Annotated in this window: 25 protein-coding genes; 3 read left to right on the forward strand and 22 right to left on the reverse strand. The window is 35.2% G+C overall.

The window, feature by feature from the left end; translation table 11 throughout:
* Nucleotides 1-14: 14 nt before the first annotated feature.
* From ACFPM4_RS02335 to ACFPM4_RS02425, 19 genes are all read right to left on the reverse strand, one after another.
* Entirely contained in the window at nucleotides 15-593 is a 579-nt protein-coding gene (locus ACFPM4_RS02335; protein ID WP_382347272.1) for a TlpA disulfide reductase family protein, read from the reverse strand.
* 14 nt (nucleotides 594-607) lie between these two features.
* Nucleotides 608-1,366: a cytochrome c biogenesis CcdA family protein gene (locus ACFPM4_RS02340; RefSeq protein ID WP_382347275.1), complete on the reverse strand. Its 759-nt coding sequence runs from the start codon at nucleotides 1,364-1,366 to the stop codon at nucleotides 608-610.
* Nucleotides 1,353-2,015, reverse strand: a complete 663-nt coding sequence (locus tag ACFPM4_RS02345) for a hypothetical protein (protein WP_382347278.1) — start codon at nucleotides 2,013-2,015, stop codon at nucleotides 1,353-1,355. Before ACFPM4_RS02345 ends, ACFPM4_RS02340 begins: the two co-directional genes overlap by 14 nt.
* A 209-nt stretch (nucleotides 2,016-2,224) precedes the next feature.
* A complete protein-coding gene (locus tag ACFPM4_RS02350; RefSeq protein ID WP_382347281.1) occupies nucleotides 2,225-2,815 on the reverse strand; it encodes a class D sortase in 591 nt (196 codons plus the stop codon).
* Between the two features lie 427 nt (nucleotides 2,816-3,242).
* Nucleotides 3,243-3,839, reverse strand: coding sequence for an SAM-dependent methyltransferase (locus ACFPM4_RS02355; RefSeq protein ID WP_382347285.1), 597 nt, complete (start codon nucleotides 3,837-3,839; stop codon nucleotides 3,243-3,245).
* 163 nt (nucleotides 3,840-4,002) lie between these two features.
* Entirely contained in the window at nucleotides 4,003-4,782 is a 780-nt protein-coding gene (locus tag ACFPM4_RS02360) for a sulfite exporter TauE/SafE family protein (RefSeq protein WP_382347288.1), read from the reverse strand.
* 55 nt (nucleotides 4,783-4,837) lie between these two features.
* Nucleotides 4,838-5,065: a sulfurtransferase TusA family protein gene (locus ACFPM4_RS02365; protein WP_382347291.1), complete on the reverse strand. Its 228-nt coding sequence runs from the start codon at nucleotides 5,063-5,065 to the stop codon at nucleotides 4,838-4,840.
* Between the two features lie 39 nt (nucleotides 5,066-5,104).
* Nucleotides 5,105-6,217, reverse strand: coding sequence for an MBL fold metallo-hydrolase (locus tag ACFPM4_RS02370; protein ID WP_382348144.1), 1,113 nt, complete (start codon nucleotides 6,215-6,217; stop codon nucleotides 5,105-5,107).
* A 54-nt stretch (nucleotides 6,218-6,271) separates the two neighbouring features.
* Nucleotides 6,272-6,667 carry a DsrE/DsrF/DrsH-like family protein gene (locus tag ACFPM4_RS02375; protein ID WP_144920820.1) on the reverse strand — a complete coding sequence of 132 codons (396 nt, stop codon included), beginning with the start codon at nucleotides 6,665-6,667 and terminating at the stop codon, nucleotides 6,272-6,274.
* Nucleotides 6,668-6,679: 12 nt separating this feature from the next.
* Nucleotides 6,680-6,913: a glutaredoxin family protein gene (locus ACFPM4_RS02380; RefSeq protein ID WP_382347294.1), complete on the reverse strand. Its 234-nt coding sequence runs from the start codon at nucleotides 6,911-6,913 to the stop codon at nucleotides 6,680-6,682.
* Between the two features lie 18 nt (nucleotides 6,914-6,931).
* A complete protein-coding gene (locus ACFPM4_RS02385) occupies nucleotides 6,932-7,507 on the reverse strand; it encodes a sulfurtransferase TusA family protein (protein WP_382347296.1) in 576 nt (191 codons plus the stop codon).
* A 71-nt stretch (nucleotides 7,508-7,578) separates the two neighbouring features.
* Entirely contained in the window at nucleotides 7,579-8,058 is a 480-nt protein-coding gene (locus tag ACFPM4_RS02390) for a DsrE/DsrF/DrsH-like family protein (protein ID WP_382347299.1), read from the reverse strand.
* 192 nt (nucleotides 8,059-8,250) lie between these two features.
* A complete protein-coding gene (locus tag ACFPM4_RS02395) occupies nucleotides 8,251-8,511 on the reverse strand; it encodes a metal-sensitive transcriptional regulator (protein ID WP_382347302.1) in 261 nt (86 codons plus the stop codon).
* 155 nt (nucleotides 8,512-8,666) lie between these two features.
* Nucleotides 8,667-8,798, reverse strand: coding sequence for a hypothetical protein (locus ACFPM4_RS02400; RefSeq protein WP_382347305.1), 132 nt, complete (start codon nucleotides 8,796-8,798; stop codon nucleotides 8,667-8,669).
* A 6-nt stretch (nucleotides 8,799-8,804) separates the two neighbouring features.
* Nucleotides 8,805-9,014, reverse strand: coding sequence for a hypothetical protein (locus tag ACFPM4_RS02405; RefSeq protein ID WP_186324642.1), 210 nt, complete (start codon nucleotides 9,012-9,014; stop codon nucleotides 8,805-8,807).
* A gap of 251 nt (nucleotides 9,015-9,265) precedes the next feature.
* Nucleotides 9,266-10,474 (reverse strand): MFS transporter, encoded by a 1,209-nt coding sequence (locus ACFPM4_RS02410; protein WP_144920838.1) that lies wholly within the window; start codon nucleotides 10,472-10,474, stop codon nucleotides 9,266-9,268.
* A 353-nt stretch (nucleotides 10,475-10,827) separates the two neighbouring features.
* Complete coding sequence (locus tag ACFPM4_RS02415; protein WP_144920840.1) at nucleotides 10,828-11,223, reverse strand: VOC family protein; 396 nt, start codon at nucleotides 11,221-11,223, stop codon at nucleotides 10,828-10,830.
* A gap of 27 nt (nucleotides 11,224-11,250) precedes the next feature.
* Complete coding sequence (locus tag ACFPM4_RS02420) at nucleotides 11,251-13,215, reverse strand: iron ABC transporter permease (RefSeq protein WP_382347310.1); 1,965 nt, start codon at nucleotides 13,213-13,215, stop codon at nucleotides 11,251-11,253.
* A complete protein-coding gene (locus ACFPM4_RS02425) occupies nucleotides 13,215-14,192 on the reverse strand; it encodes an ABC transporter substrate-binding protein (RefSeq protein WP_382347314.1) in 978 nt (325 codons plus the stop codon). Before ACFPM4_RS02425 ends, ACFPM4_RS02420 begins: the two co-directional genes overlap by 1 nt.
* A 190-nt stretch (nucleotides 14,193-14,382) precedes the next feature.
* On the opposite strand from ACFPM4_RS02425, the gene ACFPM4_RS02430 reads away from it, so the two are divergent.
* The 3 genes from ACFPM4_RS02430 (at nucleotide 14,383) to ACFPM4_RS02440 (ending at nucleotide 17,219) form a co-directional block, all read left to right on the forward strand.
* Complete coding sequence (locus ACFPM4_RS02430; protein WP_382347317.1) at nucleotides 14,383-15,207, forward strand: ABC transporter ATP-binding protein; 825 nt, start codon at nucleotides 14,383-14,385, stop codon at nucleotides 15,205-15,207.
* On the forward strand, nucleotides 15,200-15,904 hold the full coding sequence (locus tag ACFPM4_RS02435; RefSeq protein ID WP_382347320.1) for a hypothetical protein: 705 nt from the start codon (nucleotides 15,200-15,202) through the stop codon (nucleotides 15,902-15,904). Before ACFPM4_RS02430 ends, ACFPM4_RS02435 begins: the two co-directional genes overlap by 8 nt.
* 142 nt (nucleotides 15,905-16,046) lie before the next feature.
* A complete protein-coding gene (locus ACFPM4_RS02440; RefSeq protein ID WP_382347323.1) occupies nucleotides 16,047-17,219 on the forward strand; it encodes an MFS transporter in 1,173 nt (390 codons plus the stop codon).
* Nucleotides 17,220-17,252: 33 nt separating this feature from the next.
* Here ACFPM4_RS02440 and ACFPM4_RS02445 read toward each other — a convergent pair whose 3' ends face one another.
* The 3 genes from ACFPM4_RS02445 to ACFPM4_RS02455 are packed head-to-tail and all read right to left on the reverse strand — an operon-like array spanning nucleotide 17,253 to nucleotide 18,982.
* Nucleotides 17,253-18,113 (reverse strand): DUF4097 family beta strand repeat-containing protein, encoded by an 861-nt coding sequence (locus ACFPM4_RS02445; protein ID WP_382347326.1) that lies wholly within the window; start codon nucleotides 18,111-18,113, stop codon nucleotides 17,253-17,255.
* Entirely contained in the window at nucleotides 18,106-18,666 is a 561-nt protein-coding gene (locus ACFPM4_RS02450) for an HAAS signaling domain-containing protein (RefSeq protein WP_144920854.1), read from the reverse strand. The genes ACFPM4_RS02445 and ACFPM4_RS02450 overlap by 8 nt, the downstream gene beginning before the upstream one ends.
* Nucleotides 18,659-18,982, reverse strand: coding sequence for a PadR family transcriptional regulator (locus ACFPM4_RS02455; RefSeq protein ID WP_144920856.1), 324 nt, complete (start codon nucleotides 18,980-18,982; stop codon nucleotides 18,659-18,661). The genes ACFPM4_RS02450 and ACFPM4_RS02455 overlap by 8 nt, the downstream gene beginning before the upstream one ends.
* Nucleotides 18,983-19,070: the final 88 nt, after the last annotated feature.

Raw genomic sequence — 19,070 nt, forward strand, 5'->3', positions numbered from 1 at the left:
ATGATAGAAGAGGATTATTGCATCATTTCATACTGTTGAACCATGAAATCGTAATTCATTGCACCCCTTACGATAAATTGAATACGCCCTTCCGAATCAATCATATATGTTGTAGGATAAGCTAAAACTTGATACTCCCTAGAGACAGCAGATTCTTCATCTAAAGGAATCGTTAATGACAGATTTAATTCATCGACAAAGTTTGGAACATTTTTGGGACTCGATTCTGTTTGTGATAAATTCACTGCCAACACTTGTACATCTTTATTATCTTGGAACTTTTGCATATCAGGCATTTCAGCACGACAAGGCGGACACCATGTTGCCCAAAAGTTTAACATCACACGTGTACCCCTATAATCTGATAACTTTATATTCTCCCCATCGATTGTAGTTAATTCAAAGTCAGGAGCTAGTTCTCCTTTACGAATTCCTGAATTACTATAATCACTAGCATCACCAGAATTATATATTTCATCTGACATTGCACTACCATATTCCCGTGCTTCTTTTTCTTTTGAAGTAACTATTAACTCATACGTTGTCCAACCAAGTAACACTATAACTATTACAATAAAAACTGCATTTTTCATTTCTTATTACTCCTTTATCCTAATTTTTCAAACCATGTACCTTCTACTAATTTTAAGAGAAATTCAGTGATACGCGGCATTTGACCAGTAAATAAGATAAGTCCCATTATAATCATCATGACAGCTCCTATTTTCATGATGATTTGGCTATATCGAGTAATCCACTTAGTTGATCCAAGGAAAAACGTCAATAGAAGAAATGGTAATCCAAAACCCACAACATACATTACAGTGTATATGGATCCTTGACCCGGGTTACTAGCTGCCAAAAATAAGATAGAAGCAAATATTGGTCCAATACAAGGTGTCCAACCAGCTGCAAAACCTGTTCCTACAAAAAAGGTTCCTAAATAACCTACTGGTTTTTTGGCAAATTGGAAACGCCTCTCTTTCATAAGTGCTGTTACATTAATCCACCCTCCGACAAAAAGTCCCATAGAAATAATAAATATTCCAGCTAAACGCTGAATAAACAGCCCTGTATTACCTATTAACAAAGTTTGAATAAATTGCCCTAAAAAGGAAGCCCCAATCCCTAAGCTAAGAAAAACAAGGGACACACCTAACAAGAAAAATACAGAATGACTTAATAATTTCTTCCTTATTTTCACGTCTTGATTTTCTTTCAATTCCTTGACACTGATTCCAGTAATATAGGATAAGTACGCGGGAAAAATAGGTAATACACAAGGCGATAAAAATGATAATGCCCCTGCACCTAATGCCCAAAAAATCCCTATCACTAACATCGTATCTGTCTCAATTCCTCCCATTTACAACACCTGCTTTCATTTTCTGAGACAATATTAGACCACAACAAATTATGAGTATAAATACTAAAAACCATGGCGCTATTGAATAGCCAAACACTATTAGAATTGGCTTTATCATTGCCAAACTTAAACTCCCTATCGACCACCCAAGGAGGATTAAAAGATTTAACCAGTGCGGGTGTACAAAATTGCGCAAAACTACAAATGTAATAATTAATAATGCTATTAAACTTAAATAACCAGTCGAATAAATATTTTTATTCCAAATTACTTGCATGAATTCATATACGAATGATGCAGTCAAAAATATATAGGTAAAAGCTATCGAAAATGGTAGTGCATCAATCTTTCTACGTTTATATTGAATTACGATTGTGAATCCACTTAGCAAAATAGCAAAATAAAAAGCATACGAGTTACTCGGGTAAGCTAATATAGCTAATGGATCTATGATAAAGATATTTAAGTTTAAGATAATTTTCCCAATCCAAAGAAAGATAACAAAATGAATTAATTGCCCCGCAATTTCCTCCATACTGGCTTTCTTTTCCGCTTTTGTACTATCACTTAATATGTAGTAAGTAAGAAATCCCATACTCCAACTAAAAATGATAATAGCAATGGTCGAATGAATACTAGATAGATGCATAGCTGTACCCTCCAGATAAAAATGCTCAATGCTTACATTACTAAAGGTTTATGAAAGTTTGATGAAAGTGGAAGAATTATTCTATTCTACTTTAAGATGGTTCAATGACTATATACAAAAAGACAACTCGAGTAGAATTTTCGAGTCGTCCTTTTTTGGTTGTTTACTTATATTCCAAGCCTTTGTGTGGTTTGTTTACACAACGCTCTTTATTTTGGATAAGCAAATATGACGTAACGATCTGGGGCATCACCAATGAAAGAGAATGGATAACAAGTTGATACCGTTAATACTTCTTCTGCTCGATTAGGGTCAATGACAGTTGTGTCATCTGCATCAACGATGATATGATCGCGAATTTCATATATAAATGTACCGTGTTCCATTTTAACATGAAGCTCATCTCCATCTTCTAAATCACCGAATTGCCGAAACACAGTATCACGATGTCCTGATAATAAAATCTGTTTATTTTCACCTGGGTATCCGGTACTAATATAATGTCCTACGCCCTGAGATAATTCTTCTTCACTCGTCCCTTCAATAATTGGAATTTCACGATCAAGTCTTGGGATGTAAAATACGCCTACCGTATCACCCTCTTTGATTGAATCATAATTAAATACACCTACATTACTAATTTCCTTAATCACTTCGTCTGAAATGATAGTCCTAGCTTCCTCTAGTCGTTTACTCTCTTTTTCTTTTGTACTATATAATTGGTAACCTACATAAATAAGAAGTATTAAACCACCCATCATAAGAAGTAGCGAAATTGTTTTTATTATTCGACTTACCACTTATATATTCATCCTTTCTATAAAATTAATATTCTTTATATGCTTTCTACTAAACGGTTATATGTATAATGTAGTAATGATAAGCCCCTCTGTCCCTATATTCACTAGATCTGAATACTTCCTGTGAATCCAGTGTTTTTTTTCTAGGTGTATATACTTTGATTACTCACTCAAATCGTTTTAAAAATGGTCGTCTCCGTAGATATATTATGGCCGGACAATATTATTAACTGTTGCAACACTTATACTTTCCTAACAAAGGTTAATTAATGTCCATATTACTAAAGGTTTGTTAAAATTTGATGAAAATAGATAATTGATTAATTTAAATGTTAGAAATTATTTAAGCTAAAAAGAACGACTCTTATTAAAGTCGTTCTTTATTTGCCCTATTGGACTTCACAAATGTCTAATCAATCCCTCACTTCTATGGCTTTTTTCCTACAAATTGAATCACATGAGATAGTCCATTGTGGAGGTTACCTTCCCGACGGACTACCTCACCCATGAAAAAGTGTATGATGTGCCAATCAGCGAAGGTATTCAAAAACTCTTCCGGTCTATATAAAAAATTTAGATCTTTTGGTCCACCACTCTTATATGGAACTTGGTAATGTGAATATACCTCTGTCAGAAAATAACCTCCTGGTTTTACAGCTACCTTTACACCTTGGAGTGTTTTCTGTCGAAGTTCTGTTGGGAAATGGCCAAAGATACATACAATTTCATCCCACTTCGTTTCACTCCAGTTTACTTCGTTTAAATCTACCAGTGCAGTTGAGACTGTTACACCTCGTTCTTCTGCGAGCTTATTTGTCTTTGCTAGACCCGATTCTGCGTAATCCCATGCTGTGACATTCATACCCTGCTCCGCTAAGTAAACGGCATTTCGTCCTTCCCCTTCCGCTATAGCCAAAGCATCACCAGAAATTTTTACTTTCTTATGATATTCCTTCAAAAAAGCATCAGGTTCCTTGCCATAAACATAGTTATCAGTTTGAAAGCGGGTATTCCAATCGTTCATCTCTTTTAATCATCCTTACTATATAGTTTTTATATTTCTACTGTAGTTGTTCAATAAACTTATACACTAATTATATTTGCTTCAGACCTAGCTTCAAATGGACCATTTTCTTGTAAAAATGCAATGATTGCATCAATCGCTCCATACGGATCTTTTTATCAATTTAAAGTAAGATATCCATCCAAATTTTTATAGCTGTACCTAAAATTAATAATGCTAAAATTACTTGAAGGATTTTGGTGTTTATTTTTTTCCCAGCCATCGCACCAAGCGGGGCAGCTATTAAACTTGCAACTACCATAATCAGTGCGGATAAATAATCTACTTGTCCTGTCGATACTTTCCCCACTGTTGCACCGATGGATGATATAAAGGTTATGGCTAGTGAAGATGCAATAGTAACCCTCGTTGGAATTTTTAATACGACTAGCATAATGGGCACTAATAGGAATCCACCAGCTGCGCCAACAATACCAGAACCTATTCCAACTATGAATGCTAATATTGCAGCAATCCACTTGTTAAATGTTACTTGATTTAAAGGAATATCATCTATCCCCTTCTTCGGTATAAACATCATGACAGCTGCTGTTAATGCTAGAAAACCATAAACAATATTAATGCTGTTTTCCGACATTGATTGAGATCCAAAACTCCCAATCATACTACCAATCAACACACTGATTCCCATGTATATAATCAGCTTTTTGTTCAAGTAACCGCCTTTACGATATGCCCATACTCCTCCAATGGAAGCAAACAGAACCTGTATAGCACTTATTCCTGATACCTCATGTGCACTAAATGCTGCTAATCCAAACAACGGTGGTATAAATAAAAGCATTGGATACTTAATAATTGAGCCACCAATTCCTAGCATTCCAGAAATGTATGAACCTATAAATCCAATTAAAAAAATGGTAATAATAAACGTTATTTCCAATATATTACCTCCTATTAAAGAAGGGGAACCTTCATCACGGTTCCCAATTCCTTTATCAACCCTTCTTAATCCAGAACTTGAATATTCCATTTTCTTCAGTAGATTGTAGCAGTTCGTGTCCACCTGATCTAGACCAAGCAGCTAGATCTGATTGGGCTCCATTATCTGTTGCATGGATTTCTAGTACTTGACCAGTTGCCAAATCATCCATCGATTTCTTTGTTTTAACAATTGGCATGGGACAAGCTAATCCCTTTGCATCCAATAATTTATCTGCATTCATATGTTATCTCTCCTATTCACGTTTCTTTTTCTGTTCTTCTTATCGTACTGCACAACGGTTTGGTCCAATTTCCATCTCACGTTGCTTGTCATCATCTGGGGTCATTTTTCCCATATTAGTTTCCCGAATCTCTTGATATGAGTTTGGCTGCGGAGGTAAGTTTTCAGTTACCATTTGTCTGAATCTTACTTCGTCTGAAATATTCAAACCATGATTTTCTGCGAATAAAGTACCTAACGGTTTACCCACACTACCATCTGCGTTCAATTCCTCGATAATCATAAAGTGAGCAGGCAGTACAATTAATTCGGCTGAAAGCTCTCTGTAGCGGCTATAAAGCGTTTCTCTTAAATCCCCAACCCAATCTTCTGCTAACCCTGCAAGATCTGGTCTACCAATAGAATCAATGAACAAAATATCACCTGAAAGTAAATATCTTTTATCAATCACAAATGAAGTCGAACCAATTGTGTGACCTGGTGAATATAAAGCATGAATATCAATATTCGTATTACCAATTGTCACCACATTGCCACCTTCTAATGGAGAGTATTCGAATGTAACTTCCCTCGCATCTTTTGGAGGTAACCAGTAGGTTGCATTTGTGGTCTCAGCAATTTTCCTACCACCTGAAATGTGATCAGCATGTAAGTGTGTATCAAAAACATGAGTGATGTTAGCACCGATATTTGATGCAAACTCTAGATAAATATCCGTCATTCTAGTTGCATCAATGATGGCAGCCTCTCCATCAGAGACCACCATATAGGATAAACAACCTTTTCCAATACGTACAAACTGATAAATCTCGCCGCCATCCTTTAAATCTCCAACTTTTACAGGCTCCAAATGTTCACTCCATGCTTTCATTCCACCCTGTAAATAAGAAACAGTTAAACCTTGTTCCGAAAGCATCTCTGCCACCATGACAGATGACCCTTCTTTCGCACAAACTACCAATACTTCCTTATAGGAAGGAATTTTATCTAAAATTCCTTCCACTCCATCAAGTAAGTCGAAATAAGGGATATTTAAATAGTGAAAGTTTTCTCCCTCGATTTTCCAATCTTCAAAATCCGTTTCATTACGTACGTCCAAAATAAACAAATCTTCTTTATTAAAGACTTTTTTGGTTACATCTTTTGGATTCATTGCTTTAAAAGGCACTCTTTTTACCCCCTTAGGTATATTACGAATTAAAAAATTTTAGAATGTAAGTGTCACATCTGCATCATTGGCGAATTCTAAGAAAGTCACTGCTCCACCAACTTCAATCCCCTCAACAAATGAATCTATTCCAAGACCCATAACATCCATTGTCATTTGACAACCAATAAATTTAACACCCATTTCTTGTGCCATTGCAACCAATTCCGGGATAGCTGGAACATTAGCATTAGCAAATCCTTCAGCAAAATGTTCTTTTCCTTCTGGCATCGGCAGTTGTTTGTATGCATCTCTATGAATTAAGTTTAACCCTTCAAAAGTAAAGAAGATGGCTACTTCTTGGTCTGTGGCTGCTGCCGCATTCGCGATATTAAATACTTTATAGGCATCAAACATTCCGCCATTACTTGCGATAATTGCTACTTTTTTATTCATTGCAAGTTCCTCCTAGTTTCTTAGTGCTAACATAATATTATTTGGATCAAACCCAACAACCCATTTACCATTAATCTCTGTTTGAGGTACTCCTAATTGACCTGTTTTATTTACGAGATATTTCATCAGCTCGGGTTTCGTTTCAACATTTACCTCTTTAAAAGGAATACTTTGAGACTCTAAAAAGTTTTTTAACATTACACAATATGGACAACGTGTTGTTGTATACACTGTAACTGTGTTCATTTTCATCATTCTCCTTAATTATTTATTTAAAGTATTTGTTTTTCCTGTCCAGTCACCCATGCCCGGTACAACATTAATCACATTCGAAAATCCTCTTTCCGCAAGTTTCTGGGCAGCCAAATCACTGCGGTTTCCTGTACGGCATAGCACAAAAATTTCATCCTCTTTGTTTAATTCACCTAGCCGTTCTTCAATTTCTCCCAATGGAATCGAAACAGCATTAGGAATATGATTAAATGCATATTCAGCAGCCTCTCTTACATCAAGAACCACTATATTCTCATTAGCATTGAGCTTCTTTTTAAGTTCATCATTGCTAATCGCATTGGGATGTTTTTTTTCGATCGATCCATCATTTGATGATTTTCTTAGGTAGTGCTTTAGTACATCCCCTTCTTCAATTGTTCCAAGGTATTGATGACCAGAGCTATTTGCCCAAGCTCGAATATCTGCTTTCGATCCCTTATCCGTTGCCTGAACTTCCAAGACTTGACCTGCTTCCAAAGTATTCATGGTCTTTTTTGTTTTGACAATTGGCATCGGACAAGATAGTCCTTTTGCATCCAATGTTACGTTAACTTTAATATTCTCCATATTGAAACCTCCTGTGTATTATACGGTGCGGGGTATTTGAAAATATAAAAAAATATATTACAATCCCTTAATTAGATAAATAAATTGACCTTGCCATCCTCAGCTTCAGCTAAATAGGCTGCAACGCCGGCGTATTCAATGTTATCTAGGAGCTCTTCTTTTTGAAGACCCAGCAAATCCATCGTCATTGTACATGCTACTAAATTTATGTCTTGTTCTTGTGCCATTTCAATTAGTTTTGGCAAAGGCATTACATTATGTTTCTTCATCACATTTTTGATTAACTTTGGACCAAAGCCTGCATAGTTTAGGTTGGAGAGTCCCATTTTATCTGATCCCCTAGGCATCATTTTACCGAACATTTTTTCTAAAAACCCTTTTTTCACGGGCATATGTTCATCTTTACGCAAAGCATTTAATCCCCAAAAAGTGTGAAAAATCGTCACCTCATGATCGTAAGCCGCTGCTCCATTCGCAATGATATACGCTGCCATTGCTTTATCATAATCTCCACTAAATAAAATGATGTTAGTTGTTTTCTTTTCTCCCATAGTTATTCCTCCTCACAAGTAAATTACCCATACCAGCATGGGTATATATATTGCTAAAAAAAATCTAATTAAAACCAGAACCTCATCTTCTATATATTAAATATTCTATCTCTGTTGAGTGGATTTCAAACAGTAAATACCCACAGGGGTATATTAACAGGATTAAAAAAGAATGTCAACTGATGAATTTTTTTATCTGCTTTTCACCAGTAAATTGACAGCTTCTTTAATTAACTCATTTGTTTTTTCTTCTTCGTTATCAGCTTTCTGAACACATTCAACTAAATTTGAACTTACTACTACACCAATTGTTCGATCCACTGCCGTACGAACCGCTGATAGCTGTGTAATAATATCTTTACAATCTTTATTCTCTTCCATCATTTTTAAAATCCCTCTAAGCTGGCCATCCATTCTCTTAACTCTATTCTTCATTTGATCGTTGTATTCCATTACTATTACCTCACTAGTTCTGTTGTATTTAGACTCATCCTTTATGAACAATCTTTATAATCAGTAAAATTTCCATAACCTTCTGAAAGGAAAATTTGAGTATCACTTAAAGTAATAATATACCCCTATAGGTATAATGTCAACAAATAAATTTACTACACCCACATTTTCTTGATTATCTCATCTAATTGATTTATTGTTGTACCCGCTCCTCCCTTCCCTCTTTTTCCACCATCCGTAATAAAAGAGAGAATAAAAAAGCTTGCTTCTATATAGAAAACAAGCATTTAACGTCATTCAAATTCGATTCCATATCTTTCTGCTGTATTTGAGTATTTTTCCGGTTGCTGAATCGCACTAATGATTAAGGTTGCTGTATCGGTTGTCACTTTTTCGTGTCCTGTCACTTCTTTAATGATTTCCTTGGCAAGATGAATATCACCATTCCCTTTGAGTAATACCTTTTGTTTTATTTTTTTAGCTTGATGTTTTGTTATCTTCATTTTCTGTGCTCTGGTGAAAAATCCCATTACTGTATCTCTCCTTAATTGTTTTGCCCCAAAAAAAAACTCACTAAATATCGTTAGTGTAATCGATACTCAGTAAGTTTATGTATTCATCTATAAAACTTACTGTACATTACATCAAATCGAACGTGGATTATATAAATATTGAGCACCACAATGTTTGCAGAACCAGTTATCATACATAAAAAAAGAACCGTTAAATTTGCATTAACGGTTCTTTCAACTATTTATTTACTTAATATTAATTGTTGTTTTTGTTTTGTCAGTCTTTTTTGCCACATAAATGTTGTAACCATGGCGATTGCTAATATTAATAGTCCCATTATAAATGGATATGTGATTTTAACATCATAAAGCATCCCGGCTAACGTTGGTCCTAAAATATTACCTACACTCATATAAGCATTATTCATACCCATCGCGAACCCTTGTTCTTCCCCTGCCATTTTTGAAATTAACGTATTTAATACTGGACGTAAGATCGATGTTGCAAGGAATATTAGTAACGTAATTCCGAAGAACAACGTATAGCTTTTTGCTAATAATGCAAGAATGAAGCCTACAGTAACAACTGCGATAAAGATATTTAAAATAGTAACTTCCCCAAATCGATTGACGATACGATCAACAATAAATAATTGAACGATAACACTGACAATTCCTGTTGCAGTTATCATAAATGCTATTTCTTGAGGTGTAGCTCCAAACTCATTATCTACAAATAACCCTAACACTGACTCATATGACATTAAACCGAAGCTCATAATTAATGTGATCAATAAAGGGACGAAATATGGCATTTTTACTGATCTTATCATTTTAGCAATCATCGATTCTGAATCTACAGCCGCTCCATTTTGAACAGAAGAAGATGTTTCAGGTTTACTTTCCTTTAAAACAATAACAGAGAATAGAACAGCAACTAATGAAATGATAGCTGAAACTAATAGTGGTGTTTTTAAGCTTGTTTTTGCTAAAAATCCACCTATTCCAGGACCTATTACGATTCCAAGTGACATTGCAGCAGAGATAAAACTATTCCCTTTTGCTCGTTGCTCAAATGTTGTAATATCCGCTACATAAGCGAAAATTGCTGGAACTAATAATGCAGAACCAACTCCACCAACTACACGAGACAAATACAGTACCCAAATGGAGTCTGTAGCATAGAAAATAAAACTAGATAAAGTTAGACCTGCAAGACCAAGAATAATCATTTTACGACGGCCATATTGATCTGTCCATTTACCAGCAATTGGTGACATGACTAATTGTGCACCAGCAAAAATGGCAATCATCAGACCAGCAGCAGTTCCCCCTTGATTAATTGACTCTAAGTATTGGGGTAAAATAGGAATAATAATCCCAAAACTTCCAATTGCTATAAACATATTAATCATTAAAATAAGTAATTTTTTACGTTGATCTCCTGTCATTTTTTCACCCTCACTCTCATTTTTTTCCAAATACACAAAAAGAAATACACAGGTTGCTAGCCTGTGTTCAAAGAAACATATATCTTTTACAGAACGAAAGAAGAGAGCGCAAAATGCCCTCCCACAACTTTCGATATAAAAACCTTTAGGTTACTATTATAAAGTGGACAGACTATTCCCAATCACTCTACCAGTTTGGCGAGCTATCACATTATTAAATTGTAAAATGTTCATATATTGATTAGAAATTACTGTAGCCACTTGTAACCCTCCGTCCTCTTCAAAGTTTATTTAATATACCATAGAAAAACTTGGTTCTGCAATAGGTAATCCACAATTTCATTAATTTTTCCTTATTTAGATAAATTTAACTCCCATGTAACACCGTACTTATCTTGAACAGTAGCATATTTTACAGCCCAAAAAGTTTCTTGCAATTCCATTTTAACTTGACCTTCTTTTGCTAATTCTGTGTATACCTTGGTAATTTCCTCTTCTGAATCAAAATCTGGTCCAAGAATAATATTATTACCGATAGTCGGCTGATGACCAAAAATATCAGCGAAATATAATATACAATTTTCATTCATGTGTAACTCAGCATGAATATACTTACCTTCATGCCCTTTAAACATTTCAATTCCATCAGCTAGCTGTGTATTCTTAATTTCTCCTCCAAATACTTGCTGATAATATTCAACCGCTTCTTTACAATTATTAATACGTAGATGTGGAACGATTCTTTTCATATCCATTCCTCCTAATTATCACTTCGTTTATTTCAACTTTCTCAGTAAATATAATAAGTAAGGTGTTCCAATTAAGGCAACGATCAATCCACTAGGAATTTCTTTTGGTGCAATGAATACGCGTCCAATGAAGTCTGCAGCTACTAATAATAAGCCACCGAGCAGACCAGATAATAATAATAAAGGTAAGTGACGAAAACCTACTAATCGACGCGCGATATGTGGTGCAACTAACCCAATAAAACCAATTGTTCCGACCAATGAAACTGCAGCTGTACTTATAGCAACACCTATAATGAGCGCAGCAAACCTGACTGACCTTACATTCAATCCTAATCCTGCTGCAATATCATCACCAAATGTTAAAGTATCGAGACCTCTCGTAACATAGATTGCCGGTATTATGAATAAGACAAATAATATAATAGCTAATTGTACATCATCCCATCCCTTTGCATATGTACTACCGGATAACCATACGAGAGCACCGGACACAGCGAGTTTTGCCTTTACTACAAATACTTGGGTTGCGGCAGATCCAAAGGCAGAAATAGCAATACCCATTAATGCCACCAACATTGGTTGGAAATTATTATTCCAGGAAGTAATTAAAATAATACTTAACGCTAAAGCTGCTCCAACAATTGCTCCAAGCGGTAAAAATTCAACAGGTACTGTAGGAAATATTACTAATAGAAGCATAGCGCCTGCTCCACCCATAGATGTTACCCCAAGTACACTGGCATCAGCTAGTGGATTTCGTAATACTCCTTGCAACAATACTCCTGTAATTGCCAGCATTATCCCAACAATAAAAGCAGTTAACACACGTGGAATTCGGAAATTCCATATGACAGGTTTCATCCATTCCATGGACCATGACATTCCATTATAAGAAATCGCAACTAGGACGATGGAAACAATAAGGATAACGGTAACAATCATAGCATAAGGAAGTTTAATAGGTTTTAAAGCTCCACCCATTTGTCTGTCTCCACCCTTAGTTGATTTAGCTGTTTTCCATGCCAAATAAAGTAACCAAGGTCCACCAACTAATGCAGTCATAGCTCCTACAGGTATTTCTTGTCCTGGCTGTATTAAACGACCTAATACATCAGCACCAATTAACAAGACACCGCCCCATAAGAATGATTGTAGTATAATTTGGAAATGACCACGTACCCCCATCATACGAATGATATGTGGTGCCATTAATCCAATAAATCCAATTGGACCAACTACACTAACAGTTGAAGCGGCTAAAACAATGGCGATTACCCAAGTGACTAACTTTACAACAATAACATTTTGACCTAAGGAAGTAGCAACATCATCACCAAGCAATAAAATATCCATTGATTTTGCCATTACTAAAGCAAAGACAAATGTAATACCTACAATAGGTGCAGCAAAACGAACACCATCCCAATTCAATTGTACGAGTGTGCCAGATCCCCATAAAAATAATCCGTTTGTTTGATTTTCAAATAATAATTGTAGGGTACCAGTAATTGACGAAAATAATAAGGAGATAATCATCCCTGTCAATGCTACCCGAATAGGATCCATTTGCTTCCCTGAAAGAATAATGACCATTACTGCAGAAAGTACCGCTCCAAATAGTGCTGTTAGAAATGGAAAATTACCTAATAACGACGGAAAGAAAATCATGGATAAAACAACGAAGAAAAATGCTCCTGCATTAATCCCCAAAGTGCCTGGAGATGCTAGAGGATTTTTCGTTAACGTTTGCAAAATTGCCCCTGATACTGCCAAGGCTCCACCCGCGAATATACCAATGACAAGCCGTGGAAGTCGTAAAGACACTACAATATCTTGTATTCTCCCTTCTACCCACACATCCTTTAACAACTGGGAAGCGGTGAATTCTGCTTGCCCTTGTGTTAAATGGATGATGGAAAGTACAAAAAGAAGGAAAAAGCCCCCCGTCAATGTGACAAAGGACTTATTTAACTTGCTAATCTTAACCATTAATTAGTCACCAACGTTTGTAGAATTCGGTTTACAAATGTTTCAGCTGATAAAGGTCCACCATATAACCATGTGTCACCACCAAGTGCATAGAGGCGGTTCTCTTTAACAAAATTCAAGTTCTTCCACACTGGGTTTTCCTTTAATTGCTTCTCATAAATATTGTCATTATCTTGGACAATATATAAATAATTTGCATCCTCATATTTTGTAATACCTTCTACATTATAAGTACTCGAACCAAATACTTCAAATTGCTCCGGTTTATGGACATTATGTAGACCAATTCTTTCTAGGATGATGGATGCCATAGAGTTTGGTGTAAATACACGAATTTCTGGTGCTTGTGGACCAGTGTAGGCTAATGTTAGTAATACATCTTTTGTTTTTAAGTTCGCATTATCTATTTTTTCTTGAGCATCTTCATATACTTTATCTAAATTGGCTAAAACCGTCTCAGCTTCTTCTGTTTTACCAACAGCTTTTGCTATTTCATTAAAGGTTGTCACCATTTCCTGATATAAATCAATACTTTCGTCTTCTGGATAAGGATTAAAAATAACTGTCGGTGCTATTGATTCTAAGTCTTTTAACATTGCATCATGACGAAAACTTACCCCAATAATTAAATCTGGCTCTATAGATGCAATTGCTTCTAAACTTGGTTCTTGACGTCCACCGACATTTACTACATCTGGACTAAGTTCCGCATCAATATTTACCCAGTTATGATATTCCTCAATATCTGCCATACCTGCAGGCTGAACACCTAGAGCTAGTAAATCTTCAGCATATGTCCATTCAAGTACAACAACCTTTTTTGCTGGACCATCTAATGTTACTTTACCATTAGTACCTTGTATTGTAATTTGATCTTCTTTACTTGAACTTCCATTTTTATCATCATTCTCTGCTGTACATGCAGCTAAGATAACGCTAAGTAAAGCAAAAAGTAATATTTTTATTGATCTTTTCATCCTTACAAAACCTCCATTTCTCTCTTTGATAACCGTTCTCAATTACATCTTTTAGTTTATGGGCATACTACTTGTTTGTAAAGAACTTTTTTAAACTTTATTGAAAATTATTCTCAATGAATAAATAATTATGGTATGATAGGGTTATTGAAAACGCCTATCTTGTAATAACACGAAGGAGGCCAATTATATGCAATCGGCAATTAACACAAATGGCTTATCCATTGGATATACAAATAAACTACTATTTGAGGATCTGAACCTTTCTATCCCTAAAGGAGAAATTACAGTTTTTGTAGGTAGCAATGGTTGCGGAAAATCAACTTTATTACGATCAATCGCCCGTCTATTGAAACCTTCTTCAGGTAACGTTCTAATAGATGGTAAAGATGTTCACCGATTATCATCTAAAGAAGTTGCAAAAAAACTTGGAATACTACCTCAATCCCCGATATCTCCAGAAGGTATTACGGTGTTAGATTTAGTGAAACAAGGTCGTTATCCTCACCAATCATGGGTAAAACGTTGGTCTGAGGAAGATACCTTAAAAGTCGAAGAAGCAATGGAAGCGACTGGTATCTCAGATTTACGACATCAAGCTGTCGATACTTTATCTGGTGGTCAGAGACAACGCGCATGGATTGCTATGACATTAGCCCAAGATACTGATATTATTTTGCTCGATGAACCAACAACTTATTTAGATATGACATATCAAATAGATATTTTAGACTTATTATTTGATTTAAATGAACAAAAAAACCGGACAATTGTTATGGTTCTTCATGATTTAAATTTAGCTTCCCGATATGCACATAATATCGTTGCAATTAAAGATGGAAAAGTATTTGCGCAAGGAAAACCCGAAGATATAATTACATGTGAACTAGTCCATTCCGTTTTTGGTATGGAATGTCAAGTTGCAAAGGATCCACTATTTGGAACTCCACATTGTATTCCTTTCGGACGAGGTCGTTGTGTAGTTCCTTCGTTAAGGAGTAATTCTGGTGCATAATTTGACTAATGAACAAGTGGAAGTATTAAATCGCCTAAGTGTTACAGTTTCAAATAATACAAATGGAATTATGTCTTTAGACGAATTAATTACAGAGCAAGGTAGCAATAATGTATTCGAATTAATAATGGAGTTAAATGACGCACCTACTAAAGCAGTCGCAACTTCAGTATACTTTCGACGTCATGGTTTTTTCATTACAGCATTTCTTCAATTGCTATGTGTGCATAATATTCGCTGGATTGGTGCTTTAAAGGATATTCATCTAATCGAAAAGGATGGAATCATTCATTTCGCTGTCACAGGGAATCATTTTGTCACAACTACTTCTATTAATCGAGAGTCTGATATTCGCTTTATTCTTGAACATTATGGTCATGCTATAGTAGAACCGTTAAGTAAACTAGGTAAAGTATCCAAACTAATTTTATGGGAAAATATTTGGGGTTATGTAATTTGGATGTATTCACAACTATATAAGGACGAATCTATACAACAAGCGGAAAAAGATTTGGAAATATTGCTTTCAGATGATTTGTGGAAACCAACATTACGTCGATCACCTTTCCGTCAGTACTTGAAAAACGACACCATTCAGGAAGCAATGGATCATTATAAACGTCTTACGTGTTGTCTATATAAGGAACTTCCTAATACAGATAAATGTCCATATTGCCCATTAGTACAAAAAACGTAACTTCACAAATGGTAAATTTGTCGAAGTTATGTTTTTTTGTATGGAAAAAACAATGAATATTGGTCCTTTAAATTGACTCATTAAATAGGATATAACTATAATTGAAATGTATGAAGGCTTGTCAAAAATTGGAGTGTTAATCATGTTAGAGACTAAAAAAGCATTGCCTATATTATTCGCTGTCATGTTTTTTGTGATGGTGGGCTTCGGAATTATTATTCCAGTATTACCATTTTATGCGGAAGATATAGGTGCCTCCCCTACACAACTTGGTTTTTTAATGGCTTTTTATTCATTAATGCAGCTTCTTTTTGCACCGATGTGGGGAAGAATTTCTGACCGAATTGGTCGAAAGCCTGTAATAATGATTGGAATATTTGGACTTTCTCTCTCATTTTTTCTAATGGGATTCTCTAGTGAACTTTGGATGCTATTTGCTGCTAGAATTATAGGTGGGTTATTATCATCAGCAAATATGCCGACGGTAATGGCGTATGTAGCAGATATTACATCAGAAGAAGATCGTGGTAAAGGCATGGGCGTTGTCGGAGCTGCGGTTGGATTAGGTTTTGTATTTGGTCCAGCAATAGGTGGAATATTCTCAGATATAAGTTTAAACATGCCGTTTTATATTGCAGGAATCTCATCATTACTTACATTTTTTGTTGTAGGATTCTTCTTAAAAGAATCATTAGTTTTGAATAAGGATTCAGCTACAGATAGGAAAAACAGAACGTTATTTGTAGCATTTAACGGATCCATCTCGATGTTATTTTTTCTGCAACTATTTATCTCTTTATCTCTCTCTGGACTAGAGGCAACCTTCGCTTATTTTGCTGCAGAGAAAGCAAATTTAGGTACGGTTGAACTAGGTTATATATTTATGATCATGGGTTTTGCAGGTGCACTTGTTCAAGGAGGATTAGTTGGAAAATTAACAAAGAAATTTGGAGAAGGATTTGTTATCCAGATTGGAATAGTAGTTTCGGCTATCGGGTTTGGATTAATATTATTTGTGGATAGCTTTGTAACTGCAGCAATTTTCTTGAGTATTTTTGGTATTGGTAATGGTGTGATTCGACCAAGTGTTTCATCACTTTTAACGAAAGTATCTAGAACTGGTCATGGAAGCTCCACTGGACTACTATCTTCCTTCGATTCGTTAGGAAGGATTGTTGGCCCTCCATTAGGCGGTTGGCTTTTCTCCGTTGCAGTCGGATTACCGTATATTTCGGGTATCTTACTCTCGCTTATTGCATTCTTTCTCTATCGATTATATGCAGCAAAAGCCCCATTACACAGGAGAGTAAATTAAGGGAGGTAGCTAAAACTACCTCCCTTAATTTCTTTACTCACCACGTTCTACGGTAATATTCCCATTGTTGGATTTTAAGTTAATTTTATTCTTTCCTTCCCCATATACAGTATGCTGATTGGAGTTTCCGAAAATAGTAATCTTTCCATTATCGGTATTGCTTACTATCGTAGCATTTTGAGGTTCACTTTTGGTTTGAACTACTATCTTCCCATTATTCGATGACAGATCAATGGAGTGATCAATATCATTGGTTTTAAGTGTTATACCTCCGTTTTTAGAACTACTTTTAATATTTCCATCCACATCATTTAGTTGAATCCTGCCATTATCTGATTGTATATTCATGGAAGTAGCAGTGACATTATTTAGCTCTATTCGACCATTGCTAGACTCCGCTTCAATCGTCTTCCCTTTAACATTCTCCAATTGTATTCGACCATTATCTGTGCTTAACAAAATATCATCGACATTAAGATCAGTTGCATATACTCTTCCATTATTCGTTTCTGCCTGTATACGTTCGTATGTTTTATTAGGAACGTAAACTTTAATCTTTATTCCTTTACTAAAAAAATTAAAGTTTATTAGTTTCCAACCTTTTTCCTTGAATTCTATATTTACTGTATTTCCCTTTTCATCGACGTTGAAATTGTATTTTTGATTTTTAGGTATATTCCCTGTTACTTCAACACTTATTTTCTCATTATCTGTAGGTAATAATTCCACTACGCCATTATCGGTCTCGACAGCAATATTAGTAATGTCGTGATTATGAATTACCTTCTCTTCCAATACTTTTGACGATTTTAACATGGATGGTATTGTAAATATAACTCCAATAAGACCAATGACTACCAGAATCCCCGCCAGAAAACTTGTTTTTTTAACCATTTGATTGACCACCTTTCACTACCTTTACATTGAAGTTTAAATATCGTACAAAGATTCTCATTAAATACTTAGTCACATAATACATACCGATCATAATAAATAAACCTAGACCTGCTAAGAATATTGACATAAATACATCGAATAGTACGAAATTAGCCGGAGTAATGATCGTATCAATTAATACTAATAAAGGTGATCCTATAAATGATATTCCAACTATCCATCCTGCAATGAGGATTGATACTAATGTAAGAAATGGAGCAAGAACAATAAATAAATTAAAGAATCCTAAGCCTATTACGGCCCAAACCGCTCGAAAGATATTTGAAGCCGACCCATTCTGTTCTACTTGTTCTAAGCGATATGTTGCCAACAGTTCCTTTGCAATTTGTTGTGGTGCTCCTAGTGATTTCGCAATTTCTTCTTCTTTTTTACCTTCTTCCATTGCAAATGAAAAATGATCATCAAAATCGCGTAAGATTTCCTCTCTCTCATCTGCAGGCAGCTTGGCAAGTGATGACTCTAAAATATTCATAAATTGATATTTATTCATGGTTAACACCTTCTTCTAATAATTGATTAACCCCATTTGTAAACTCATTCCATTCCTGAATAAGTTCATGGAGATGAGCTCTTCCTTCTTCTGTAAGCTGATAATATTTCCTCGATGGGCCTTCTGATGATTCTTTTAAATACGTTGTAAAATACGCTTCTTTTGCTAGTCGCCTTAGTAATGGATAAACAGATCCTTCAGAGATTGCGATCCGATCAGATATTTTTTTTACGAGTTCGTAACCATAGCGATCATGTTTATCTAATAAAGCTAAGACACATAATTCTAAAACACCTTTCTTAAATTGAACGTTCATTCCTTGCACCTCACATCCGTAAATAATATAGTACTATACAATATACAGTACCTGTTTATGATATTAACTGATTTACATATACTATACC

It is taken from the genome of Lederbergia graminis (genome assembly GCF_042655485.1).
Classification (GTDB): Bacteria; Bacillota; Bacilli; order Bacillales; family Bacillaceae_C; genus Lederbergia; species Lederbergia graminis.

Excerpts from the sequence above, each read along its gene's own strand:
- ACFPM4_RS02355 (WP_382347285.1), bottom strand. The coding sequence starts at position 3,839 with ATGAACGATTGGAATACCCGCTTTCAAACTGATAACTATGTTTATGGC.
- ACFPM4_RS02445 (WP_382347326.1), bottom strand. The coding sequence starts at position 18,113 with ATGGTTAAAAAAACAAGTTTTCTGGCGGGGATTCTGGTAGTCATTGGT.
- ACFPM4_RS02410 (WP_144920838.1), bottom strand. The coding sequence starts at position 10,474 with ATGACAGGAGATCAACGTAAAAAATTACTTATTTTAATGATTAATATG.
- ACFPM4_RS02365 (WP_382347291.1), bottom strand. The coding sequence starts at position 5,065 with ATGAATGCAGATAAATTATTGGATGCAAAGGGATTAGCTTGTCCCATG.
- ACFPM4_RS02400 (WP_382347305.1), bottom strand. The coding sequence starts at position 8,798 with ATGCTTGTTTTCTATATAGAAGCAAGCTTTTTTATTCTCTCTTTTATT.
- ACFPM4_RS02340 (WP_382347275.1), bottom strand. The coding sequence starts at position 1,366 with ATGGGAGGAATTGAGACAGATACGATGTTAGTGATAGGGATTTTTTGG.
- ACFPM4_RS02370 (WP_382348144.1), bottom strand. The coding sequence starts at position 6,217 with ATGAATCCAAAAGATGTAACCAAAAAAGTCTTTAATAAAGAAGATTTG.
- ACFPM4_RS02335 (WP_382347272.1), bottom strand. The coding sequence starts at position 593 with ATGAAAAATGCAGTTTTTATTGTAATAGTTATAGTGTTACTTGGTTGG.
- ACFPM4_RS02345 (WP_382347278.1), bottom strand. The coding sequence starts at position 2,015 with ATGCATCTATCTAGTATTCATTCGACCATTGCTATTATCATTTTTAGT.
- ACFPM4_RS02455 (WP_144920856.1), bottom strand. The coding sequence starts at position 18,982 with ATGAACGTTCAATTTAAGAAAGGTGTTTTAGAATTATGTGTCTTAGCT.
- ACFPM4_RS02385 (WP_382347296.1), bottom strand. The coding sequence starts at position 7,507 with ATGGAGAATATTAAAGTTAACGTAACATTGGATGCAAAAGGACTATCT.
- ACFPM4_RS02450 (WP_144920854.1), bottom strand. The coding sequence starts at position 18,666 with ATGAATAAATATCAATTTATGAATATTTTAGAGTCATCACTTGCCAAG.
- ACFPM4_RS02415 (WP_144920840.1), bottom strand. The coding sequence starts at position 11,223 with ATGAAAAGAATCGTTCCACATCTACGTATTAATAATTGTAAAGAAGCG.
- ACFPM4_RS02380 (WP_382347294.1), bottom strand. The coding sequence starts at position 6,913 with ATGAACACAGTTACAGTGTATACAACAACACGTTGTCCATATTGTGTA.
- ACFPM4_RS02425 (WP_382347314.1), bottom strand. The coding sequence starts at position 14,192 with ATGAAAAGATCAATAAAAATATTACTTTTTGCTTTACTTAGCGTTATC.
- ACFPM4_RS02440 (WP_382347323.1), top strand. The coding sequence starts at position 16,047 with ATGTTAGAGACTAAAAAAGCATTGCCTATATTATTCGCTGTCATGTTT.
- ACFPM4_RS02405 (WP_186324642.1), bottom strand. The coding sequence starts at position 9,014 with ATGAAGATAACAAAACATCAAGCTAAAAAAATAAAACAAAAGGTATTA.
- ACFPM4_RS02375 (WP_144920820.1), bottom strand. The coding sequence starts at position 6,667 with ATGAATAAAAAAGTAGCAATTATCGCAAGTAATGGCGGAATGTTTGAT.
- ACFPM4_RS02420 (WP_382347310.1), bottom strand. The coding sequence starts at position 13,215 with ATGGTTAAGATTAGCAAGTTAAATAAGTCCTTTGTCACATTGACGGGG.
- ACFPM4_RS02395 (WP_382347302.1), bottom strand. The coding sequence starts at position 8,511 with ATGGAATACAACGATCAAATGAAGAATAGAGTTAAGAGAATGGATGGC.
- ACFPM4_RS02430 (WP_382347317.1), top strand. The coding sequence starts at position 14,383 with ATGCAATCGGCAATTAACACAAATGGCTTATCCATTGGATATACAAAT.
- ACFPM4_RS02390 (WP_382347299.1), bottom strand. The coding sequence starts at position 8,058 with ATGGGAGAAAAGAAAACAACTAACATCATTTTATTTAGTGGAGATTAT.